Source organism: Klebsiella sp. BIGb0132 (assembly GCF_024810075.1).
Taxonomy (GTDB): Bacteria; Pseudomonadota; Gammaproteobacteria; order Enterobacterales; family Enterobacteriaceae; genus Klebsiella; species Klebsiella terrigena.
In genome coordinates this window covers 11,966-30,276 of record NZ_JANUDW010000003.1, presented here as the reverse complement: position 1 = coordinate 30,276, position 18,311 = coordinate 11,966, and the positions used below count along the sequence as shown (strand labels likewise).

Here is an 18,311-nt window from a genome sequence, read left to right as displayed (position 1 = left end):
ATGAGACGTATTGAGGTAGTACTGCGTGAACTGGAGCGGCTGACGCAGACCATCAGCCGGGACGATCTGACTGCTGGCGCCGGCGCCTTCACCGCGGAGCAAATCGGTTTTAACCTCGGCCTGGCGCGCAACTCGGTTAGTAAAGATTTAAACCAGCTGTGGAGCGACGGGCTGGTTATCAAAACCCGCGGGCGCCCGGTATTCTTTCTGCATCTGCAGGCCACGCAAACCCTGCTGGATCGGCAGCTGGCTGAGTCGGAGCGCGAGATCGGCGCCATTAGCGACCTGCTGCCCGACCGGGATCTGCCGTCGGTCAGCGATCCGTTCACGCTCTTAATCGGCCACGACCGCAGCCTGCGGGATGCGGTGGAAAAAGGCAAAGCGGCGGTGCTCTACCCGCACGGGCTGCACGTGCTGCTGACCGGCCCCTCCGGCGTCGGAAAGACGTTTTTCGCCGAGCTGATGCATCGCTACGCCTGCGAGCACACCGACGATAGCCCTCCGCCGCTCGTCTACTTTAACTGCGCCGAGTACGCCAACAACCCGGAGCTGCTCTCTTCCCATCTCTTTGGCCATCGGCAGGGGGCGTTTACCGGCGCAACGGAGAGCAAGACCGGCCTGGTTGAACAGGCCGACGGCGGCTACCTGCTGCTCGACGAAGTCCACCGCCTGCCCTATGAAGGCCAGGAGAAGCTCTTCTCGCTGCTGGATAAAGGCGAATATCGCCCGCTGGGCGCCAGCGGCCCGGCGCGAAGCATCACCGTACGCCTGATCTGCGCCACCACCGAACCGGTGAGCTCGTCGCTGCTGCGCACTTTTCAACGGCGCATTCAGGTCGCCATCGATCTTCCCGGCATCCGTCAGCGTTCGCTGGAGGAGCAGACAGAACTGATTATCGGCTTCCTGCAGCGGGAGAGCCGCAAGATCGAGCGCTCGGTAAGCATCGATAAAACGCTGCTGCTGTGGCTGCTGAATAAGCCGCTGGAAGGCAACATTGGCCAGCTAAAAAGCGACATCCAGTTTTTATGCGCCCAGGCCTGGGCATCGGGGATGGCGGCGCAGCACGATGTCCTGCTGCTGGATGGCAAGCTGGCGGACAGCGCCACGAACCCCACCCAGGAGCAGCGGATGCTGGTCGACGCGCTGTTCAACGGTAAACCCCTGCTCAGTATTGACGCCCGCACGCTGCCGCAGCTTAAAAGCCCGGCAGGTGGTGACGGCGGCATCGAAGAGAGCGATCTGTTCTATAGCTTCCTGACCCGGGAATACGTCAATCTGCGCAACAGCAACGTTCCGCCCGCAGAGACGCTGGCCATTCTCAAAAACAAGCTCAGCTCCATTTTCGAATATGGCCTCTACAGCCGCGACAGCGGCACGCGTTCGCCGCGATATGGCGATCAGATTGAAGAGCGCGTCGCCCTGCTGATTAGCTACGTCGAGCAGATACTGGGCTTTTCCCTGCCGGAAAATCTGGTCAACCCCCTGCGCAAGCACCTGCTGGCGCTGATCGGCTACGTCCAGCGGGGGCTGATCCCGCAGCTCTACTCCTCCAGTTTGATTCTCGATCGCTGCAAAGATGAATACGAGAACGCCACCCAGCTATGCAGGAAAATCAACGACCTGTTGAATATCCAGTGTCCGGCGACGGAGGTGGTCTGGCTGTGCCTGTTCCTCAAGGAGTGCCGCCATTACCGCCAACGGATCGGCGCCAGCCCCGACTGCGGAGTGATACTGATAGCCCACGGCGCCACCACCGCCACCAGCATGGCGCAGTACGTCAATCGGGTGCTGGAGCGTGAGCTGTTCTGCGCCATCGATATGCCGTTCGAACAGTCGGTGCACGACACCCTGGATGCGTTAATCCGGCTGATGCAGGCGCGGCGCTGGCAGCGGCTGATCCTGATCGTCGATATCGGATCGCTGGTGCATTTTGGCAGCACCATCAGCAAGCTATTCCAGATAGACGTCTTGCTGATGCCGAATATCACCCTGACCAGCCTGCTGGAGATAGGCCTCGACCTGAGCTATGAGACCAGCGACCTGCCGCGCCTGGCGGCGCTTATGCAGGAAAAAGGCATCCCCAGCCAGCTGTGCACCCCGCAGCAGGAAAACGTCGGCAAGGTGCTGGTCATCTCCTGCATTACTGGCATGGGTACGGCGGAGAAAATTAAAACGGTGCTGGAGGAGAGCTTCGGCGAGCTGATGTCGCAGGATACCCGCATGGTGATCCTCGACTATAACGAAGTTCGCAGCCCGGAGCGCGTGCAGCAGGCCATTAGCGCCCACGAGCGGCTGGCGGGCATCGTCGGGACCTTCCAGCCCGGGCTGCCGGATATTCCGTTTATCTCGCTGGAGGAGCTCTTTTCCGAGCAGGGCCCGGAGCTGGTGTTAAGCCTGCTGACCCCCGATCTCTCCAGCGCCGAGCGGCGGCTGGAGATGGAGCGCAGCGCGTCCCGGTTTATCAGCGCCCTGACCATGGAGAGCATCATCAACCATATTTCGGTGCTCAACCCGCAGCGCATCCTCAAAGAGATGGAGGGCGTCCTCAGCCAGCTGCGCGCGACCCTGGCAATCGCTCCCAGCCGCCAGGTGACACTACGCTTCCTGATCCACTGCTGCTGTATGGTCGAGCGTATCGTGATTAACCGCAAACCGTTACAGATGGCGCTGGAAATGAAGCCCGATATGGATACTCACGCCTTTAGTGTCATTAAATCCGCCTTCCACCCGGTGGAAGAGGCCTACGCCATCCGCTTATCGGATGCGGAATATATTTATATCTACGAATTATTGTATAGCTAATCCCTTTGCTGGCGCGGCCCATCGGCCCGCCAGCCCTCCTCATCTCCCGCAGATGACACTAATGCTGGCACGGCCTTTGCTCTATCCATAGCGTCTATAAAACGGCGCCAGGAGGCCACCTTGTCATCTACTGTACCTGCACACCCATTACCGCAAATTCTGCTGCTGACGCACGGCGGCTGGGGTACGCCCCTTTGCAACAGCCTGCGCATGGTCACGGGCGAAATTGAAGGCGTGACGGAAATCGCCCTGCTGCCCGTCGATACCCTCGGCGAGTATTACCAGCGCGTTGAGGCGACGGTGAAGTCGATGCCAGAAGGCTCGCTGATCCTCACCGACTTTATCGGCGGCACCACCTCTAACGTCGCCGCCCGCCTGAGCGCCGATTATCCGATCGCCGTGATTTGCGGCCTCAACGCTTCGCTGCTGCTGGAAGCGCTGGATAAACGCGAGCAGGGGCCGCTGACCGGCTGCGTTAGCGAGCTGGTGGAAGCCGGACGCAGCAGCTGCCGCGACGTCGTCGCCCACGTGAACCAGTTAAACCATTAAGGAGCCCATCATGGCAAAAATCGTTTTATGTCGTATCGATAGCCGTCTGATTCACGGCCAGGTCGTCACCAAGTGGGTCGGCCAGTCGCAGGCTAACCGTATCGCCGTGGTCAGCGACGAGCTCGACGCCGATCCGTTTATGAAAAATATCTACCTGATGGCGGCGCCGCCGAATATCAAAGTCGACTGTTTCAGCAACGCCAGCTTTACCGCAGCCTGGCAGGAGAACCAGCTCGGCGAGGGGAACGTGCTGGTGTTGTTTCCGTCCCTCAGCGCCATCCAGCAGGCGGTGCAGCAGGGCTTCGACGTCGCCTCGATTCAGGTCGGCGGGCTCGGCGGCGGGCCAAACCGGAAAGCGGTATTTCAGAACATCACCCTCGATGAAAAAGACGTCGGCATCCTGGGTGAGCTGAAAAACAGCGGAATTCAGGTGGTCTTCCAGACGATCCCGGAAGATAAGCCCCAGTCACTGGACGACATCCTGAAAAAATTCTAACCAGTTGATAAGCAGGTAAAAACTATGGACACATTACTTTTTGCGAGCCTGATGGGACTCTATTACTGGTTCGCTCGATTACGTTTAGGCTATACCTTCTCCGCCATGCTGCTGCAGCCCGTGGTGATTGCCGTTTTCGTCGGCCTGCTGCTGGGCGATATGAAAACCGCGATGATCATCGGCGCAGGTATGCAGCTGGTCTATCTGGGCGTCACCTCCACCCCGGGCGGTAACGTCCCGTCGGATCCGGCGCTGGCCGCCTGTATCGCCATCCCGATTGCCGTGAAGGCGGGGATGGAGCCGAACCTGGCGATCGCCCTGGCGATTCCGTTCGGCGTGATCGGGGTATTCCTCGATCAGCTGCGCCGGACGCTGAACGCGGCGTGGGTGCACATGGCCGATAAACATGCCGAAAGCGCCAACATGACGGGGATCATGCGCTGCGCCTTCATCTACCCGGCCCTGCTTGGGCTGCTGCTGCGCTTCCCGGTGGTCTTCGCCGCCAACTACTTCGGGCAGAGCGTGGTCGAGAAATTCCTCAAGCTGATGCCGCACTGGCTGACCCACTCGTTTGAAATTATGGGCGGCATCCTGCCCGCGCTGGGCTTCGCCATCACCATCATGGTGATTGGCAAGAAGAGCCTGCTGCCGTGGTTTATCGGCGGATTCTTTGCGGTGCTCTACCTGAAGGTGGACATCATGGCGATGGCGATTTTCGGTACCTGCGTGGCCTTCCTGATTAAAGGCCTCGCCAAAAATGAAGGGGCGGCATAATGAGTAGCGATGTCATGCAACATGAGCTGGTTGAACGGGCCCGCGAAAGCCGGGCGCTGAGCAAGGCTGATATCACCAAGGCCTGGCTGATTTACTGGCTGGGGGCGGAAGTCTCCAGCTCCTACGAGCGTCTGCAAAGCCTGGTGTTCTGCGCCTCGATGACGCCGATTATCAAAAAGCTGTATCCGGAGAAAGAGGAGCAGGCCGAGGCCCTGAAACGCCACCTCAACTTCTTTAACTCCGAGCAAACTTTCGGCGCGGTTATCCAGGGGATCGCTATCGCCATGGAGGAGCAGAAAACCCGCGGCGAACCGATTAGCGACGCCTCCATTACCGGTATCAAAACCGGCCTGATGGGGCCGCTGGCCGGGATGGGCGACTCCATCATCTGGGCCGCGGTCATGCCGCTGCTGATTGCGATCTTTATCCCCTTTGCCGCCAGCGGCAGCGCCTTTGGAGGTATCGCGCCGCTGATCCTCTACCCGGCGATCACCATGGCGATAAGCTACGGGCTGGTGCATAAAGGCTACACCCTCGGGCGAGATTCGATAATCGGCCTGCTGCAGGGGGGGCGCATCAAGGAGCTGATCTACGGCGCCAACGTGCTGGGGCTGATCATGATGGGCGCGCTGTCGGCAAGCTACGTCAAAATCACCACCCCGCTGAAAATCAGCGCGCTGAAAGGCTCCGAGGTGGTGGTGCAGCAGATCCTCGACTCTATTGCCCCGGGCCTGCTGCCGCTGGCGGCGGTCTTTGCCGTCTACTTCTATCTGCTGAAAAAGGGTCCGCGCTACACCACGATTTTACTGTCGATTGTCGCGATCAGCATCGCTTGTTCGCTGACGGGAGTGCTGTAGGCCATGAACGGTAATATTTATCAGCAGCTCGGGCTGAAGCGGGTGATTAACGCCTGCGGCAAAATGACGATCCTCGGCGTCTCGTCCGTTGATCCGAAGGTGATGCGGGCCGCGGCCGAAGCCGCCGCAGCGTTCGTTGAAATCGATAAGCTCACCGAGCGCGCCGGGGAGCTTATCTCCACCCACACCGGCGCCGAGGATAGCTACCTGACGTCCTGCGCCTCGGCAGGCATTGCCATCGCGGTGGCCGCAGCGATCACCCGCGGCGAGCCGGATAAGGTGGCGCTGATGCCGGACAGCAGCGGTATGGCCAACGAAATCATTATTCTGCGCGGCCACAACGTCGATTACGGCGCGCCGATAACCAGCGCGATTCGCCTCGGCGGCGGACGGGTTGTCGAGGTCGGCTCCAGCAATCTCGCCGCGCGCTGGCAGCTGGAGAGCGCCGTCAGCGAGCGCACCGCGGGGCTGCTGTTTGTGAAATCGCACCACTGCGTGCAAAAAGGGATGCTCGCCATCGATGACTTTGTACAGGTCGCCCGGCACCACAACCTGCCGCTGATTGTCGATGCCGCCGCCGAAGAGGATCTTCGCCGCTGGGTCGCCACTGGCGCGGAGATGGTGATTTACAGCGGCGCCAAGGCCTTCAACGCTCCCACCTCCGGCTTTATTAGCGGAAAACGCACCTGGATCGCGGCCTGCAGGGCACAGCATAACGGCATCGCCAGAGCGATGAAGGTGGGAAAAGAAAATATGGTGGGCCTGGTGTACGCCCTCGACCGCTATCAGGCGGCCGCGCCGGCGCCCGATGCGGCCGTCCTGCGCCCCTTCGCCGAGGCGATATCCGCCTTACGCGGTCTGAAGGCGGATATCGAACAGGACGAAGCCGGACGGGCGATCTGGCGCATTCGGGTCAGGGTCGATAAAGCGGCCCTCGGCCTCGACGCCGGCGAAGTCGAAGCCCGGCTGCGCGGCGGCGAAATCGCCATCTATGCCCGCCGCTACGCCCTGCACCAGGGCGTGTTTAGCCTCGACCCGCGGACCATTGCCGAAGGTGAGATGGCGCTTATTATCGCGCGACTCAAGGAGATTATCGAACATGCAGCAGATTAACTTTTACCGCCGGCGGGTCGCGATTAACGTTCTGGCAAAAGATATCGCCAACGCCCGGGAGATTCACGACGCCGCCGAAGGCCATGCGGTAATTGGCGTGCTATCGGCGCAGTTTGCGACCGCGGATGAGGGCGTGACGGAGGTGCGCCGCTGGATGGAGGAAGTTCCGTCGATTTCCGTCGGCCTGGGGGCGGGCGATCCGGCCCAGTTCTATAAAGCGGCGATGATTGCAGCGCGGCTTCATCCCGCCCACGTCAATCAGACCTTTACCGGCTGCGGCTTTGCCGCAGGCGCGCTGGCCGCCACCGGCGGGCAGAACACGCGGATTAACGCGCTGATAAGCCCGACCGGCAGGCCCGGTGAGGTGCTTATCTCCACCGGGGTTAGCAGCGCGCAGGGAACGCCGGCCAGGGTCTCCGCCGATGCGGCGGTGAGGATGATTCAGGATATGGGCGCGCACGCCGCTAAGTTCTTTCCCATGGGCGGCGAACGCTCTCTGGACGAGCTAAAGGTCCTCGCCCAAAGCGCCGCGCAAAACGGCATGACGCTGATTGAGCCCACCGGCGGTATCGACCTGAATAACTTCGCCGCCATTCTGCAGGCCTGCCTGCAGGCCGGCGTCGCGCAAGTGATGCCGCATATCTACAGCTCAATCATCGACCCGCAGAGCGGGAATACCCGCCCGGAAGATATTCGCCAGCTGATGAGTATCGTGAAGGATCTTGTCGATTAAAGACCCGGCCGCGTGCGGCAGCAACTGCCGCACGCCACGCGCTGATTTATATGACGAATTGTGAGCCCCCGCGCAATAACGGCATTCCACCGCCGCCCACTCCCCCGCACATTGATAGCGATCAAAAATAATCATACCGTCTGGTCGGTATGATTCAGGCCATGAACATGGAACCCCAACACCGAAAAAAAGACCCCGTCCGCCTGCATCAGCAGCTGCTGGAATCCGCGGCGATGATTGCCGGCAGAGACGGCATCGCCTCGCTGTCGCTGAACGCCGTGGCGCGCGAAGCCGGGGTGAGCAAAGGCGGTCTTTTGCACCACTTCCCCAACAAGCAGGCGCTGATTTTTGCCCTCTTCGCCCGCCTGCTGGCGATTATGGAAGAGGCGATCGCCGAGCTGATGGCCGCGGATAACGTCTCCTACGGCCGCTTTACCCGCGCCTATTTGCACTATCTGTCAGCCCCTGAGCTGACGGACACCCAGGAGAGCCGCCAGCTGATGGTGCTGTCGCTGGCGATGCCGGATGAGCCGGTGCTGCGAAAATGCTGGCGCGACTGGATGCTGGATCACCTCGCGCAGGGCGATGCGCTGGACAACGGCCACACCGGCACCCTGGTACGCTACGCGGCAGACGGCATCTGGCTATCGGAGTTAACCGAGGGGCGCACCATGAGCGCCGAACACCGGCGGTCGCTGGTCAGCGATCTGACGAGGATGACGCTTCCCGCGTGAAGCACGTTGAGCCTGATAAGTCAGGCGATTAGATTGAGGCCGCGATGCGCTACAACATCAATGGCCGTCTCATTTATGATGCAACGGACGGCACACTAATCCTACCGGGAAGCGATGAGGCGGACAGCCAGCTGTCGATCACCGCCAGCGCGCTGCTGTGGTTTTTCCTGCGTCATCCGGAGATTGTTAGCCGCGATGAGGTGCTCAAAAAAGTCTGGGACGACAACGGATTAACCTCCTCGAACAGCAACCTCAATCAGTACCTGAGCATGCTGCGTAAAACCTTCCGCCACTATGAGATAGACAATATCATCGTCACCGTCTCGCGCGGACTGCTGCAGCTAAACCCGGAAATCACCGTTCATCCGCTGGACGCCCCCGCGCCGCCGCAGCCGCAGGTGGAACCGCCGCCGTGTGAGGAGCCGGACGCCGTGCCCCCGGCCGCGACACAGAGCCCGAAACCAACCCGGCACGCGCGCGGCACCTGCTGGTATATCGCCGGCGTCTGCCTGCTGACCATCGCCCTGCTGCTGGTGCTTTTCAGCTTTTTCGGCAGCAGCGAATCGCGCCCCATTACCCTGACGCAGATGACCCACAGCCAGTGCGAACTGCTGGCCAGCGATGAGATGCTGCGCTCCGTGGCCGGCACCGCCTACGGCAAAAACTTTGACGCCGTGCGCCAGCGGCTGAAGCTGGAGTGCAAACCCGGCGAACGTTTTGTCTTCTTCTACGGCGATCGGCTGGAGACCAACGGCCTGGGCCGCGTCTTCCTCGCCCACTGCGCGATGCATGAAGACAACCCCTTCAGCTACTGCGACAACTATTTCTACTACTCCTGGAAACCGCAATGAGACTCGCACCCCGGCCTTTTTTCGCCCTCTCAGCCCTGGCGTTTATCACCGCCGCCGGGCTCAGCGCCTGGAAGCTGCTGCCGGCGGAAAACGACGGGGCGATGAGCTGCTCGACCAAAGCCATCATGCGCTTTGAAAACATGGATAAAGAGAACGTTAACGGCAACATTCACTTCAATTTTGCCGCCCACGGCAAAGGCTCAATGGTCGTTGAAGGCTATACCGATTCCGCCGCCGGCTGGCTCTACCTGCAGCGCTACGTTAAATTCAGCTACACCAGTAAACGCATCTCCTCAACCGAGCGCCACTACCGCATCAGCCGGTGGGAATCCAGCGCCTCATCGATCGACGAATCCCCTGACGTCATCTTCGCCTACTTTATGCGCGAGATGTCCGACAGCCACGACGGGCTGTTTCTCAACGCCCAGAAGCTCAACGAGAAGGCGATTCTGCTCAGCTCGATCAATTCGCCGCTCTACGTTTGTACCCTCAAATCCGGCAGCAAGCTTGACTGACGGCCTACCCCGCCCGCGCCGGCCCCATCCCATTTTTTCCCCGCGCCGCCTCATGCTGTAAAACCGCACTTTTTGCGTTTAGCTCCCGGCGGAAAACATGACCATAACCACACTTAACCGATGGGTATATTACCCGACCCCAGCATTAAATTAGCAAACTGTTAACATTTACCGCCGCCGGTCAGGATGGCGAAAAACGCGCCGCATCCGCAGCCAATTCCATCGCCCCACCTCAGCACAAAGAGATAAATACAGGCCCTTAAAACGCTAAATCACAGAGTAAAAAACTAAAAACATAACTCTCACGGATTTAAATTTCACTTCGCCCGCCAATCCCTATAGTGAACCTCGAACGCCGCTACCGCGTGTTGACGCCGTTACGCGGACGGTTTTCCCGAATCACAAACCTGTCTGGAGGAACAACCATGGGTGATGCATTGGGGCTTATTGAAACCAAAGGCCTGGTGGCCTGCATTGAAGCAGCGGATGCGATGTGCAAATCCGCCAACGTCGAGCTGATTAGCTATGAAAACATCGGCTCCGGGCTGGTCACCGTGATGGTGAAGGGCGACGTCGGCGCGGTGAAAGCGGCGGTGGATTCCGGCGTGGAATCGGCGCAGCGCATCGGCGAGGTAGTGACCTCGCTGGTTATCGCGCGTCCGCATAACGACATCAACAAAATTGTTATTAAACACAAGGCTTAAGGCCAGGAGAACGCAAATGGGTGATGCATTAGGTCTGATTGAAACCAAAGGTCTGGTGGCCTGTATCGAGGCGGCGGACGCGATGTGTAAAGCCGCCAACGTCGAGCTGATTGGCTATGAAAACGTCGGCTCCGGGCTGGTCACCGCGATGGTGAAAGGTGACGTCGGCGCGGTGAAAGCGGCGGTGGATTCCGGCGTGGAATCGGCGCAGCGCATCGGGGAAGTGGTGACCTCGCTGGTTATCGCGCGTCCACATAACGACATCAACAAAATCGTCGCACATTACAAAGTCGCGGAATAACGGGAGACAACATGATGAAAGAAGCGCTTGGTCTGATCGAAACCAAAGGTCTGGTGGCCTGTATTGAAGCCGCCGATGCGATGTGTAAAGCCGCCAACGTCGAACTGATTGGCTATGAAAACGTCGGCTCCGGGCTGGTCACCGCGATGGTGAAAGGCGACGTCGGTGCGGTGAACGCGGCGGTGGACTCCGGTGTGGAAGCGGCGAAACGCATCGGCGAAGTCGTCACCTCTCGCGTCATTGCGCGACCGCATAACGATATCGAGAAAATCGCGTCGCAGCACAAAGCATGACCTGACAGGGCGCGCCCCGTCTCCACTCTTTTCGTCTGATGAAGGATAGACTCATGATTGAACTGGATAACGATTTGCAGTCCCGCCAGAACGCGCGGGAACTGGTGCGCAGCGCCAAAAAGGCCCAGGCGATTCTGGCCACCTTTTCGCAGCAGCAAATCGACGCCATCGTGAAAAACGTGGCCCAGGAAGCGGCGCACCACGCCGAAGTGCTGGCGAAAATGGCCTCGGAAGAGACCGGATTTGGCAACTGGCAGGATAAGGTGCTGAAGAACCGTTTTGCCTCGCTGCGCGTCTACGACGCCATCAAAGATATGAAGACCGTCGGCATCATTCATGACGATCCGCTAAAAAAAGTGATGGACGTGGGCGTGCCGCTGGGGGTGATTTGTGCGCTGGTACCCTCAACCAACCCGACCTCAACCGTAATCTATAAAACGCTGATCGCCCTCAAGGCCGGCAACGCGATTATCTTTTCCCCGCATCCCGGCGCGCGCGAGTGCAGCTGGAAGGCGATAGAGATCGTTAAGCGCGCCGCCGAAGCCGCAGGCGCCCCGGCGGGCAGCGTCGGCGCTATCACCCAGCTGACCCTCGAAGCCACCTCCGAACTGATGCACAGCAAAGAGGTCTCGCTGATCCTCGCCACCGGCGGTGAAGGCATGGTGCGCGCGGCCTATGCTTCCGGCACCCCGACCATCAGCGGCGGTCCGGGTAACGGCCCGGCGTTTATCGAACGCAGCGCCGATATCCACCACGCGGTGAAAGATATCATCACCAGCAAAACCTTCGATAACGGGGTGATCTGCGCCTCCGAGCAGTCGATCATCGTCGAACGCTGCATTTACGACGAAGTCCATCGCGAACTGGAAGCCCAGGGCGCGTACTTTATGAACGAGGGCGAAGCGGCAAAAATGGCAACCCTGCTGCTGCGCGCCAACGGCACCATCAACCCGAAAGTGGTCGGCAAAACCGCGCTCTATCTGAGCCAGATGGCCGGCTTCAGCGTTCCGGCCAGCACCCGGGTGCTGATCGCCGAGCAGACCACCGTCTCGCACAAAAACCCCTATTCGCGCGAAAAGCTGTGTCCGGTACTCGGCCTGTACGTGGAAGAGGACTGGAAGGCGGCCTGCAATCGGGTGGTGGAGCTGCTGACCAACGAAGGCCTCGGCCACACCCTGGTGATCCACACCCGTAACCAGGACGTCATCCGCCAGTTCTGCCTCGAAAAACCGGTTAACCGCATTCTGATCAACACCCCGGCGGCGCTGGGCGGCATCGGGGCGACCACCAATATTACCCCGGCATTGACCCTCGGCTGCGGCGCCGTGGGCGGCGGTTCCAGCTCAGATAACGTCGGGCCAATGAACCTGCTCAACATCCGCAGGGTCGGCTACGGCGTGCGCTCCATTGATGAACTGCGCGCCCCGGGCAGCCGCCCTGAACCGCAGCCCACCCTCGTTGCCCCGGTCGATAACCCGCATCGCAGCATTGTTGACGACCAGCGCTTCACCGCCCCTGCCGCCGCGGCGACCCTTAGCGCAACGGCGGACGATCGCTTTGCGGTCCGCGCCGCCGTCGAGGCGGAAGGCGACATCAGCGAGCAAAACGTGGAGCGCGTTATCCGCCAGGTGCTGGAGCGCCTCGGTAAGTAATGCATTGAGATAAGGCGATAAAAACAATGATTCTCGCAAAGGTAGTCGGACATGTCGTCGCCACGCAGAAATGCGCTGAGCTACGCGGCAGCAACCTGCTGTTAATCGCCAGGTTAGACGATGAACAGCGGCCAATGAAGGACCAGACCTGGGTCGCCGTCGATAGCGTCGGCGCAGGCATGCACGACATCGTGCTGGCTGAAGAGTATTTCGCGCTCAACCGGGACCGCTATAAGGCCATGTCGGTGGTTGCCATTGTCGAGAACGTGTTTCGGGACGCTTAAGGAGTGAATAGTCCAATGAGTGAATTTTTGCTGAAACCCCGGATCCGCTTTGGTCAGGACGCGCTGGCGGTCCTGAGCGAGCTTCCCGCCCGCAGCGTCCTGCTGGTCACCGATAAGGCGATGGTGAAATTTGGCCTCGCCGATCGCGTGACCCGAGTCCTGCAGCAGCGCGGCATCACCTTCCAGGTCTGGGACGACGTGGTGGCCGACCCGGATATCGCCACCGTCGTGCGCGGTATGAAGCTGATGGACAGCCGCTATCCGGATCTGGTTATCGCCCTCGGAGGCGGTTCGGTGATTGATGCCGCCAAAGCGGTTATCTTCGCCCTGGCGCAAACCCGTCCGGACGCCCGCCGCGAGCGCCCCTGCTTCGTGGCGATCCCCACCACCAGCGGTACCGGCTCGGAAGTGACCGCCTTTTCGGTGGTGAAAGCCGGTGCCGAAAAGCTGGTGCTGGTGGACCCGTCGCTGCTGCCGGATATCGCCATTCTCGACCCGGCGCTGGTGGCCTCGGTGCCGCCGGCGATCACCGCCGATACCGGGATGGACGTGCTGTGCCACGCGCTGGAAGCCTACGTCTCGCTCAATGCCAGCGACTTTTCCGACGCGCTGGCGGAAAAAGTGGTGCAGCAGGTGTTTCGCTACCTGCCGACCTGCTGGCGCAGCGGCGACAACCTGCTGGCGCGGGAAAAGATGCATAACGCCTCCTGCATGGCGGGAATGGCCTTCACTAACGCCTCGCTCGGCGTGACCCACAGCCTCGCCCACGCGCTTGGCGGCGTCTTCCGCGTCCCGCACGGCCGCGCCAACGCGCTGCTGATGGCGGAAGTCGTGGCGTGGAACGCCGATTATCAGGGGCGGTGCGATACCGACGCCGCGCGCAAATACGCTCGCCTGGCTCATCTGCTGGATCTGCCGGCCGCCAGCCCCCGCGAGGGCGTCGCCAGCCTGCTGATCGCCATTCAGGCATTAAAAGATGAAATGACCATGCCGGCCGGCATCCGCGATACCGGCGTCGGCGCCGCTGATTTTGACCGGCGGCTGGCTGAAATGGTCGGCCAGGCGCTGCGCGATGGCTGTACCCCAACCAACCCGCGCGTAGCGGATGCTCACGCTTTAACCGAACTCTATCGCCGGGCGTGGACCGGCGGCGCCGTTCAGGGCCACTGATAACAAGAACTGGAGAACCTTACCCATGGCACACTACAGCTTAACGCCGCGCGTCAACGTGCTGGCAAAACGTTTACTCTCACAAAAAAGCACCCTGTGCACCGAACACGCCACGACGCTCAGCGCCCTTGATGGCGATATCGCGGGCGTCCCTGCCGCCGTTAAACCGGCGCGCCGCTTCTACGAACTGATGCGCCAGCTGCCGGTGTGCATCAGCGCCGACGAGCTGATCGTCGGCAACCAGACCCGCAAACCGCACGGCGCCATCTTTCACGATGAAAGCGCGGCCCATCGCCCGTCGGCGTTCCAGTTTCTCAATCTGAACGGCGACCTCGACTCCCCGGACTATAAGCTGGTCATCGAGAAAGGCGTACTGGCGATCAGGCACCAGCTCGAAGAGAAAACCCGCAGCCTGGGCAGCGCCGTCAGCCGCAGCGGCATGGATGAAGTCAACGGCTGCCGCGCGGCGATTTACGCCTGCGACGGGCTGCTGACCCTGGCACAAAACCTCGCTAACAGCGCGGAGACCCTGGCCGCCGGCGAAAGCAACGCTTATCGCCAGAGCGAGCTGCGCGACAGCGCCGCCATCCTGCACCAGGTTCCGGCCCACCCGGCGCGCAATTTTAAAGAAGCCTGCCAGGCCTTTTATCTGTTCCAGCTCGCGCTGCAGCTCGATAACGGCAGCTATGCGGTGAACCCGGAAGGCGCCGATAAGGCCCTGCTGCCGTGGTACCAGCGCGATATCGACAGCGGCGCCCTGACGCCACAGCAGGCCTATGAGATCGTCGAATGCCTGTGGTTCAAGCTGGCGGAGCTGAGCGAAGTCCGCGCCGCCTGCGCCATTGACGGCTACCCGATGTTTGACGCCCTGCTGCACGGCGCAAGCCTCGAGAACGCCAATATCAACGCGCTCTCCGCGATGTTCCTCAGCGCCCAGCACAACCTCAGCGCGCTGAACCTGCCGGTGCGCCTGTTCCGCGGCGCGCAGCAGATCTCCGCCGCCCCGTTCGCCGCCTGCGCCGATACCCCGGTGATGGAAGGCCTGACCCCGCGCATGCAGCGCCTGCGTAACCACTACCTGACCGTACGCCCGAGCGTCTCCATCTACCGCGCGCTGGCCTTTACCGAAGTGGTCAAAGCCAACCCGGGCATGCCGACCATTCTGCTGCGCGCAAAAGCGTTCCGCCACGCCTGCGAAACCGCGCCGATCCTGATTCAGGATGATGAGCTGATCGTCGGCCATCCGTGCGGCAAGCCGCGCGCGGGCGCCTTCTCGCCGGATATCGCCTGGCGCTGGGTCCGCGACGAGCTCGACACCATGAGCACCCGCCCGCAGGATCCGTTTGAGATCAGCGAAGAAGATAAAAAAACCATCCGCGAGGAGATCGTCCCGTTCTGGGAAGGCCGTTCGCTGGATGAGATTTGCGAAGCGCAGTATCGCGAAGCCGGCGTCTGGGCGTTCAGCGGCGAGACCTTCGTCAGCGACCTCTCCTATCACCAGATCAACGGCGGGGGCGATACCTGCCCGGGCTACGACGTCCTGCTGTTCACCAAAGGGATGAACGGCATTAAGGCCGATGCCCAGGCCCGCCTCGAGCAGCTGAGCATGGAGAACCCGGAAGATATCGACCGCATTTACTACTACAAGGCGGCGATCGAAACCTGTGACGGGGTGATTAACTACTCCCACCGCATCGCCGCCCACGCCCGGGAGCTGGCGGCCAGGGAGCAGAACGCCCAGCGTCGCGCCGAGCTGCTGACCATCGCCGAGGTTAACCAGAACGTGCCGGCCAACCCGCCGAAAACCCTGCAGGAAGCGCTGCAGAGCATCTGGACCGTGGAGTCGCTGTTCGAAGTCGAAGAGAACCAGACCGGCCTCTCCCTCGGCCGCGTTGACCAGTACTGCTACCCGATGTTTGAGGCCGACATTCGCGAAGGGCGCCTGACCCACGATGCTGCGCTGGAGATGATGCAGGCCTTTATCATCAAGTGCGCCGAGCTGATGTGGATGTCCAGCGAGCTGGGGGCGAAATACTTCGCCGGCTACCAGCCGTTTATCAACCTGACCGTCGGCGGCCAGAAGCGTACCGGCGGCGACGCCTGCAACGATCTCACCTATCTGATTATGGACGCCGTGCGCTTCGTGAAGGTTTACCAACCGTCGCTGGCCTGCCGCATTCACAACCAGTCGCCGCAGAAGTACATGGAAAAAATCGTCGACGTGGTCAAGGCGGGCATGGGCTTCCCAGCCTGCCACTTCGATGACTCCCATATCAAGATGATGCTGCGTAAAGGCTTCGATTTTGAAGACGCCCGCGACTACTGCCTGATGGGCTGCGTCGAGCCGCAGAAATCCGGCCGCATCTACCAGTGGACCTCCACCGGCTACACCCAGTGGCCCATCGCCATCGAGTTCGTGCTGAACCGCGGCCGGATGGTGCTGTTCGATAGCTATCAGGGGCTGGATACCGGCGATCTGCGCGACCTGCACACCTTCGAAGCCTTCGACGCGGCGGTGAAACAGCAGATTGCCCATATCGTGCGCCTGTCGGCAATCGGGACGGTGATCAGCCAGCGCGTGCACCGCGACGTGGCGCCGAAGCCGCTGATGTCGCTGCTGGTGGAAGGCTGCATGGAGAGCGGTAAAGACGTGGCGGCCGGCGGCGCGATGGTCAATCACGGGCCGGGGCTGATCTTCTCGGGCCTGGCGACCTACGTCGACTCCCTCGCCGCGATCCGCAAGCTGGTCTATGAAGATAAAAAATATACCCTCGAGCAGATCCGCGACGCGATGCTGGCGAACTTTGCAGGCTTCGAAGGGCTGCGCCGCGACTGCCTGAACGCGCCAAAATACGGCAACGACGACAACTACGTTGACCAGTACGCGCTGGATATTACCGAGTGGACCGAGCGCGAGTGCCGTAAGTACCAGATGCTCTACTCCACCCTCAGCCACGGCACCCTGTCGATCTCCAACAACACGCCGATCGGCGAGCTGACCAACGCCACGCCGAACGGTCGCCTGGCGTGGATGCCGCTCTCGGACGGCATCAGCCCGACGCAGGGCGCCGATAAGCAGGGTCCGACCGCGATAATCAAGTCGGTCAGCAAGATGAACGTGGAGACCATGAACATCGGCATGGTGCACAACTTCAAGTTCCTCAAAGGGTTGCTGGATACCCCAGAAGGACGCCATGGCCTGATCACGCTGCTGCGTACCGCATCGATTCTCGGCAACGGCCAGATGCAGTTCAGCTACGTCGATAACGAAGTGCTGAAAAAAGCCCAGCAGGAGCCGGAAAAATACCGCGACCTGATCGTCCGCGTGGCGGGCTACAGCGCCTACTTCGTCGAGCTGTGCAAAGAAGTTCAGGACGAAATCATCAGCCGCACGGTGATTGAGAAGTTCTAGGCGCCATTTGAGAAATATTTGAGCCCTATTTGAGAAATAACAGGAAGTTCTTCACCGAGGGTGGGCCGCAGATAAGGTTGCTGCGGCCTGCCGGAGGGCGAGGAGGAGGCAAGCGTGATCGCAACACAAGAATTAACCGGGCGCATCTTCAATATACAGAAGTATTCGATCTACGACGGGGACGGTATTCGCACGCTGGTTTTTTTCAAAGGCTGCAATATCCGCTGCCCGTGGTGCGCGAACCCGGAAGGGCTTACCAGCCAGTTTCAGGTGATGTTCTCGCAGGACAAATGCGTTAACTGCGGCGACTGCGTCAGCGTCTGTCCGGCGGGAATTCACTACCGGGCGGAAGAAAACGGCGCCATGAAGCACTTCGTCGACCGCAATAAGGACTGCATCGGCTGTCGTAAATGCGAAGAGATTTGCACCCAGAACGCGCTGGATATTATGGGGAAAGACGTCACCGTCAGCGAGCTGATGGAGATAATCATGCAGGATTACGATTTTTATATCGCCTCCGGCGGCGGCGTGACCATCGGCGGCGGCGAAATGAGCCTGCAGACCGATTTTGCCGTCGCCTTATTTAGCGAATGCAAAAAGATGATGCTCAATACCGCTGTCGAAACCCAGGGCACCACCCCGCTGGCTAATTATCAGAAGCTTGCGCCGGTCACCGACACCTTCTTATTCGATATTAAGCAGATCGATAGCGCGCACCATAAAGCGTTATTCGGCATTGGCAACGAAGGGATCCGCCGCAATCTGGAGTGGCTGGTGGACTCCGGCGCCAACGTGATTGTCAGGATGCCGCTGGTGCGCGGATATAACGACTCCTGGGAAGCCATTACCGGCGCCATTGATTACGTACAAAACCTTGCGAAGCGCGGAAATATCCGCCGCATCGATATGCTGCCGTACCACCAGCTGGGGCGTAAAAAATATGAACGCCTGGATATGCCGTACCCGATTACTCAGGACCCGTCTTATTCGCCCGAAGAGTTAGACCAGCTGGAAACGTTCTTCGCGCAGTTTGATTTTGATATTCGTTTAGTCCGCCATTAACAGGAGCTG

At 60.4% G+C, this 18,311-nt stretch carries 18 protein-coding genes; all 18 read left to right on the top strand.

The window, feature by feature from the left end; all coding sequences use genetic code 11:
- The 18 genes from dagR to cutD all read left to right on the top strand — a co-directional run bounded on the left by dagR (nt 1) and on the right by cutD (nt 18,302).
- A complete protein-coding gene (dagR, locus tag M2416_RS11635) occupies nt 1–2,802 on the top strand; it encodes a transcriptional regulator DagR (RefSeq protein WP_259224547.1) in 2,802 nt (933 codons plus the stop codon).
- Nucleotides 2,803–2,922: 120 nt separating this feature from the next.
- The gene (locus M2416_RS11630; protein WP_076946498.1) at nt 2,923–3,351 is read left to right on the top strand and encodes a PTS sugar transporter subunit IIA; all 429 of its coding nucleotides are present in this window, start codon (nt 2,923–2,925) and stop codon (nt 3,349–3,351) included.
- A 10-nt stretch (nt 3,352–3,361) separates the two neighbouring features.
- Entirely contained in the window at nt 3,362–3,847 is a 486-nt protein-coding gene (locus M2416_RS11625; protein ID WP_076946499.1) for a PTS sugar transporter subunit IIB, read from the top strand.
- A 24-nt stretch (nt 3,848–3,871) separates the two neighbouring features.
- Entirely contained in the window at nt 3,872–4,621 is a 750-nt protein-coding gene (locus tag M2416_RS11620) for a PTS mannose/fructose/sorbose/N-acetylgalactosamine transporter subunit IIC (RefSeq protein ID WP_045860234.1), read from the top strand.
- Nucleotides 4,618–5,478 (top strand): PTS system mannose/fructose/sorbose family transporter subunit IID, encoded by an 861-nt coding sequence (locus M2416_RS11615; RefSeq protein ID WP_164846786.1) that lies wholly within the window; start codon nt 4,618–4,620, stop codon nt 5,476–5,478. Before M2416_RS11620 ends, M2416_RS11615 begins: the two co-directional genes overlap by 4 nt.
- A 3-nt stretch (nt 5,479–5,481) precedes the next feature.
- Nucleotides 5,482–6,591, top strand: a complete 1,110-nt coding sequence (gene dgaE / locus M2416_RS11610) for a D-glucosaminate-6-phosphate ammonia lyase (RefSeq protein WP_076946501.1) — start codon at nt 5,482–5,484, stop codon at nt 6,589–6,591.
- Entirely contained in the window at nt 6,578–7,324 is a 747-nt protein-coding gene (dagF, locus tag M2416_RS11605; protein WP_259224051.1) for a 2-dehydro-3-deoxy-phosphogluconate aldolase, read from the top strand. The genes dgaE and dagF overlap by 14 nt, the downstream gene beginning before the upstream one ends.
- 149 nt (nt 7,325–7,473) lie before the next feature.
- Nucleotides 7,474–8,058 carry a TetR/AcrR family transcriptional regulator gene (locus M2416_RS11600; protein ID WP_259224049.1) on the top strand — a complete coding sequence of 195 codons (585 nt, stop codon included), beginning with the start codon at nt 7,474–7,476 and terminating at the stop codon, nt 8,056–8,058.
- Nucleotides 8,059–8,102: 44 nt separating this feature from the next.
- Nucleotides 8,103–8,909 (top strand): winged helix-turn-helix domain-containing protein, encoded by an 807-nt coding sequence (locus M2416_RS11595; protein ID WP_076946503.1) that lies wholly within the window; start codon nt 8,103–8,105, stop codon nt 8,907–8,909.
- Complete coding sequence (locus tag M2416_RS11590) at nt 8,906–9,424, top strand: FidL-like protein (protein ID WP_076946504.1); 519 nt, start codon at nt 8,906–8,908, stop codon at nt 9,422–9,424. The genes M2416_RS11595 and M2416_RS11590 overlap by 4 nt, the downstream gene beginning before the upstream one ends.
- Nucleotides 9,425–9,849: 425 nt before the next feature.
- Complete coding sequence (locus M2416_RS11585; protein ID WP_010634659.1) at nt 9,850–10,128, top strand: BMC domain-containing protein; 279 nt, start codon at nt 9,850–9,852, stop codon at nt 10,126–10,128.
- A 16-nt stretch (nt 10,129–10,144) separates the two neighbouring features.
- Nucleotides 10,145–10,429, top strand: a complete 285-nt coding sequence (locus tag M2416_RS11580) for a BMC domain-containing protein (protein WP_041143877.1) — start codon at nt 10,145–10,147, stop codon at nt 10,427–10,429.
- A 14-nt stretch (nt 10,430–10,443) separates the two neighbouring features.
- Nucleotides 10,444–10,722: a BMC domain-containing protein gene (locus tag M2416_RS11575; RefSeq protein WP_015585230.1), complete on the top strand. Its 279-nt coding sequence runs from the start codon at nt 10,444–10,446 to the stop codon at nt 10,720–10,722.
- A 53-nt stretch (nt 10,723–10,775) separates the two neighbouring features.
- Complete coding sequence (locus tag M2416_RS11570; protein WP_259224041.1) at nt 10,776–12,374, top strand: acetaldehyde dehydrogenase (acetylating); 1,599 nt, start codon at nt 10,776–10,778, stop codon at nt 12,372–12,374.
- A gap of 26 nt (nt 12,375–12,400) precedes the next feature.
- A complete protein-coding gene (locus M2416_RS11565) occupies nt 12,401–12,658 on the top strand; it encodes a EutN/CcmL family microcompartment protein (RefSeq protein WP_041143876.1) in 258 nt (85 codons plus the stop codon).
- Between the two features lie 15 nt (nt 12,659–12,673).
- Nucleotides 12,674–13,828: a 1-propanol dehydrogenase PduQ gene (locus M2416_RS11560; RefSeq protein ID WP_259224038.1), complete on the top strand. Its 1,155-nt coding sequence runs from the start codon at nt 12,674–12,676 to the stop codon at nt 13,826–13,828.
- Nucleotides 13,829–13,853: 25 nt separating this feature from the next.
- The gene (cutC, locus tag M2416_RS11555) at nt 13,854–17,240 is read left to right on the top strand and encodes a choline trimethylamine-lyase (protein ID WP_259224037.1); all 3,387 of its coding nucleotides are present in this window, start codon (nt 13,854–13,856) and stop codon (nt 17,238–17,240) included.
- A 114-nt stretch (nt 17,241–17,354) separates the two neighbouring features.
- Nucleotides 17,355–18,302 (top strand): choline TMA-lyase-activating enzyme, encoded by a 948-nt coding sequence (gene cutD / locus M2416_RS11550; RefSeq protein ID WP_259224035.1) that lies wholly within the window; start codon nt 17,355–17,357, stop codon nt 18,300–18,302.
- Nucleotides 18,303–18,311 lie beyond the last annotated feature (9 nt).

Bases quoted from the DNA above. Each gene is read 5' to 3' on its own strand.
- dagR (WP_259224547.1), top strand. From the start codon at position 1: ATGAGACGTATTGAGGTAGTACTGCGTGAACTGGAGCGGCTGACGCAG.
- M2416_RS11625 (WP_076946499.1), top strand. From the start codon at position 3,362: ATGGCAAAAATCGTTTTATGTCGTATCGATAGCCGTCTGATTCACGGC.
- M2416_RS11620 (WP_045860234.1), top strand. From the start codon at position 3,872: ATGGACACATTACTTTTTGCGAGCCTGATGGGACTCTATTACTGGTTC.
- dgaE (WP_076946501.1), top strand. From the start codon at position 5,482: ATGAACGGTAATATTTATCAGCAGCTCGGGCTGAAGCGGGTGATTAAC.
- dagF (WP_259224051.1), top strand. From the start codon at position 6,578: ATGCAGCAGATTAACTTTTACCGCCGGCGGGTCGCGATTAACGTTCTG.
- M2416_RS11600 (WP_259224049.1), top strand. From the start codon at position 7,474: ATGATTCAGGCCATGAACATGGAACCCCAACACCGAAAAAAAGACCCC.
- M2416_RS11595 (WP_076946503.1), top strand. From the start codon at position 8,103: ATGCGCTACAACATCAATGGCCGTCTCATTTATGATGCAACGGACGGC.
- M2416_RS11590 (WP_076946504.1), top strand. From the start codon at position 8,906: ATGAGACTCGCACCCCGGCCTTTTTTCGCCCTCTCAGCCCTGGCGTTT.
- M2416_RS11585 (WP_010634659.1), top strand. From the start codon at position 9,850: ATGGGTGATGCATTGGGGCTTATTGAAACCAAAGGCCTGGTGGCCTGC.
- M2416_RS11580 (WP_041143877.1), top strand. From the start codon at position 10,145: ATGGGTGATGCATTAGGTCTGATTGAAACCAAAGGTCTGGTGGCCTGT.
- M2416_RS11575 (WP_015585230.1), top strand. From the start codon at position 10,444: ATGAAAGAAGCGCTTGGTCTGATCGAAACCAAAGGTCTGGTGGCCTGT.
- M2416_RS11570 (WP_259224041.1), top strand. From the start codon at position 10,776: ATGATTGAACTGGATAACGATTTGCAGTCCCGCCAGAACGCGCGGGAA.
- M2416_RS11565 (WP_041143876.1), top strand. From the start codon at position 12,401: ATGATTCTCGCAAAGGTAGTCGGACATGTCGTCGCCACGCAGAAATGC.
- M2416_RS11560 (WP_259224038.1), top strand. From the start codon at position 12,674: ATGAGTGAATTTTTGCTGAAACCCCGGATCCGCTTTGGTCAGGACGCG.
- cutC (WP_259224037.1), top strand. From the start codon at position 13,854: ATGGCACACTACAGCTTAACGCCGCGCGTCAACGTGCTGGCAAAACGT.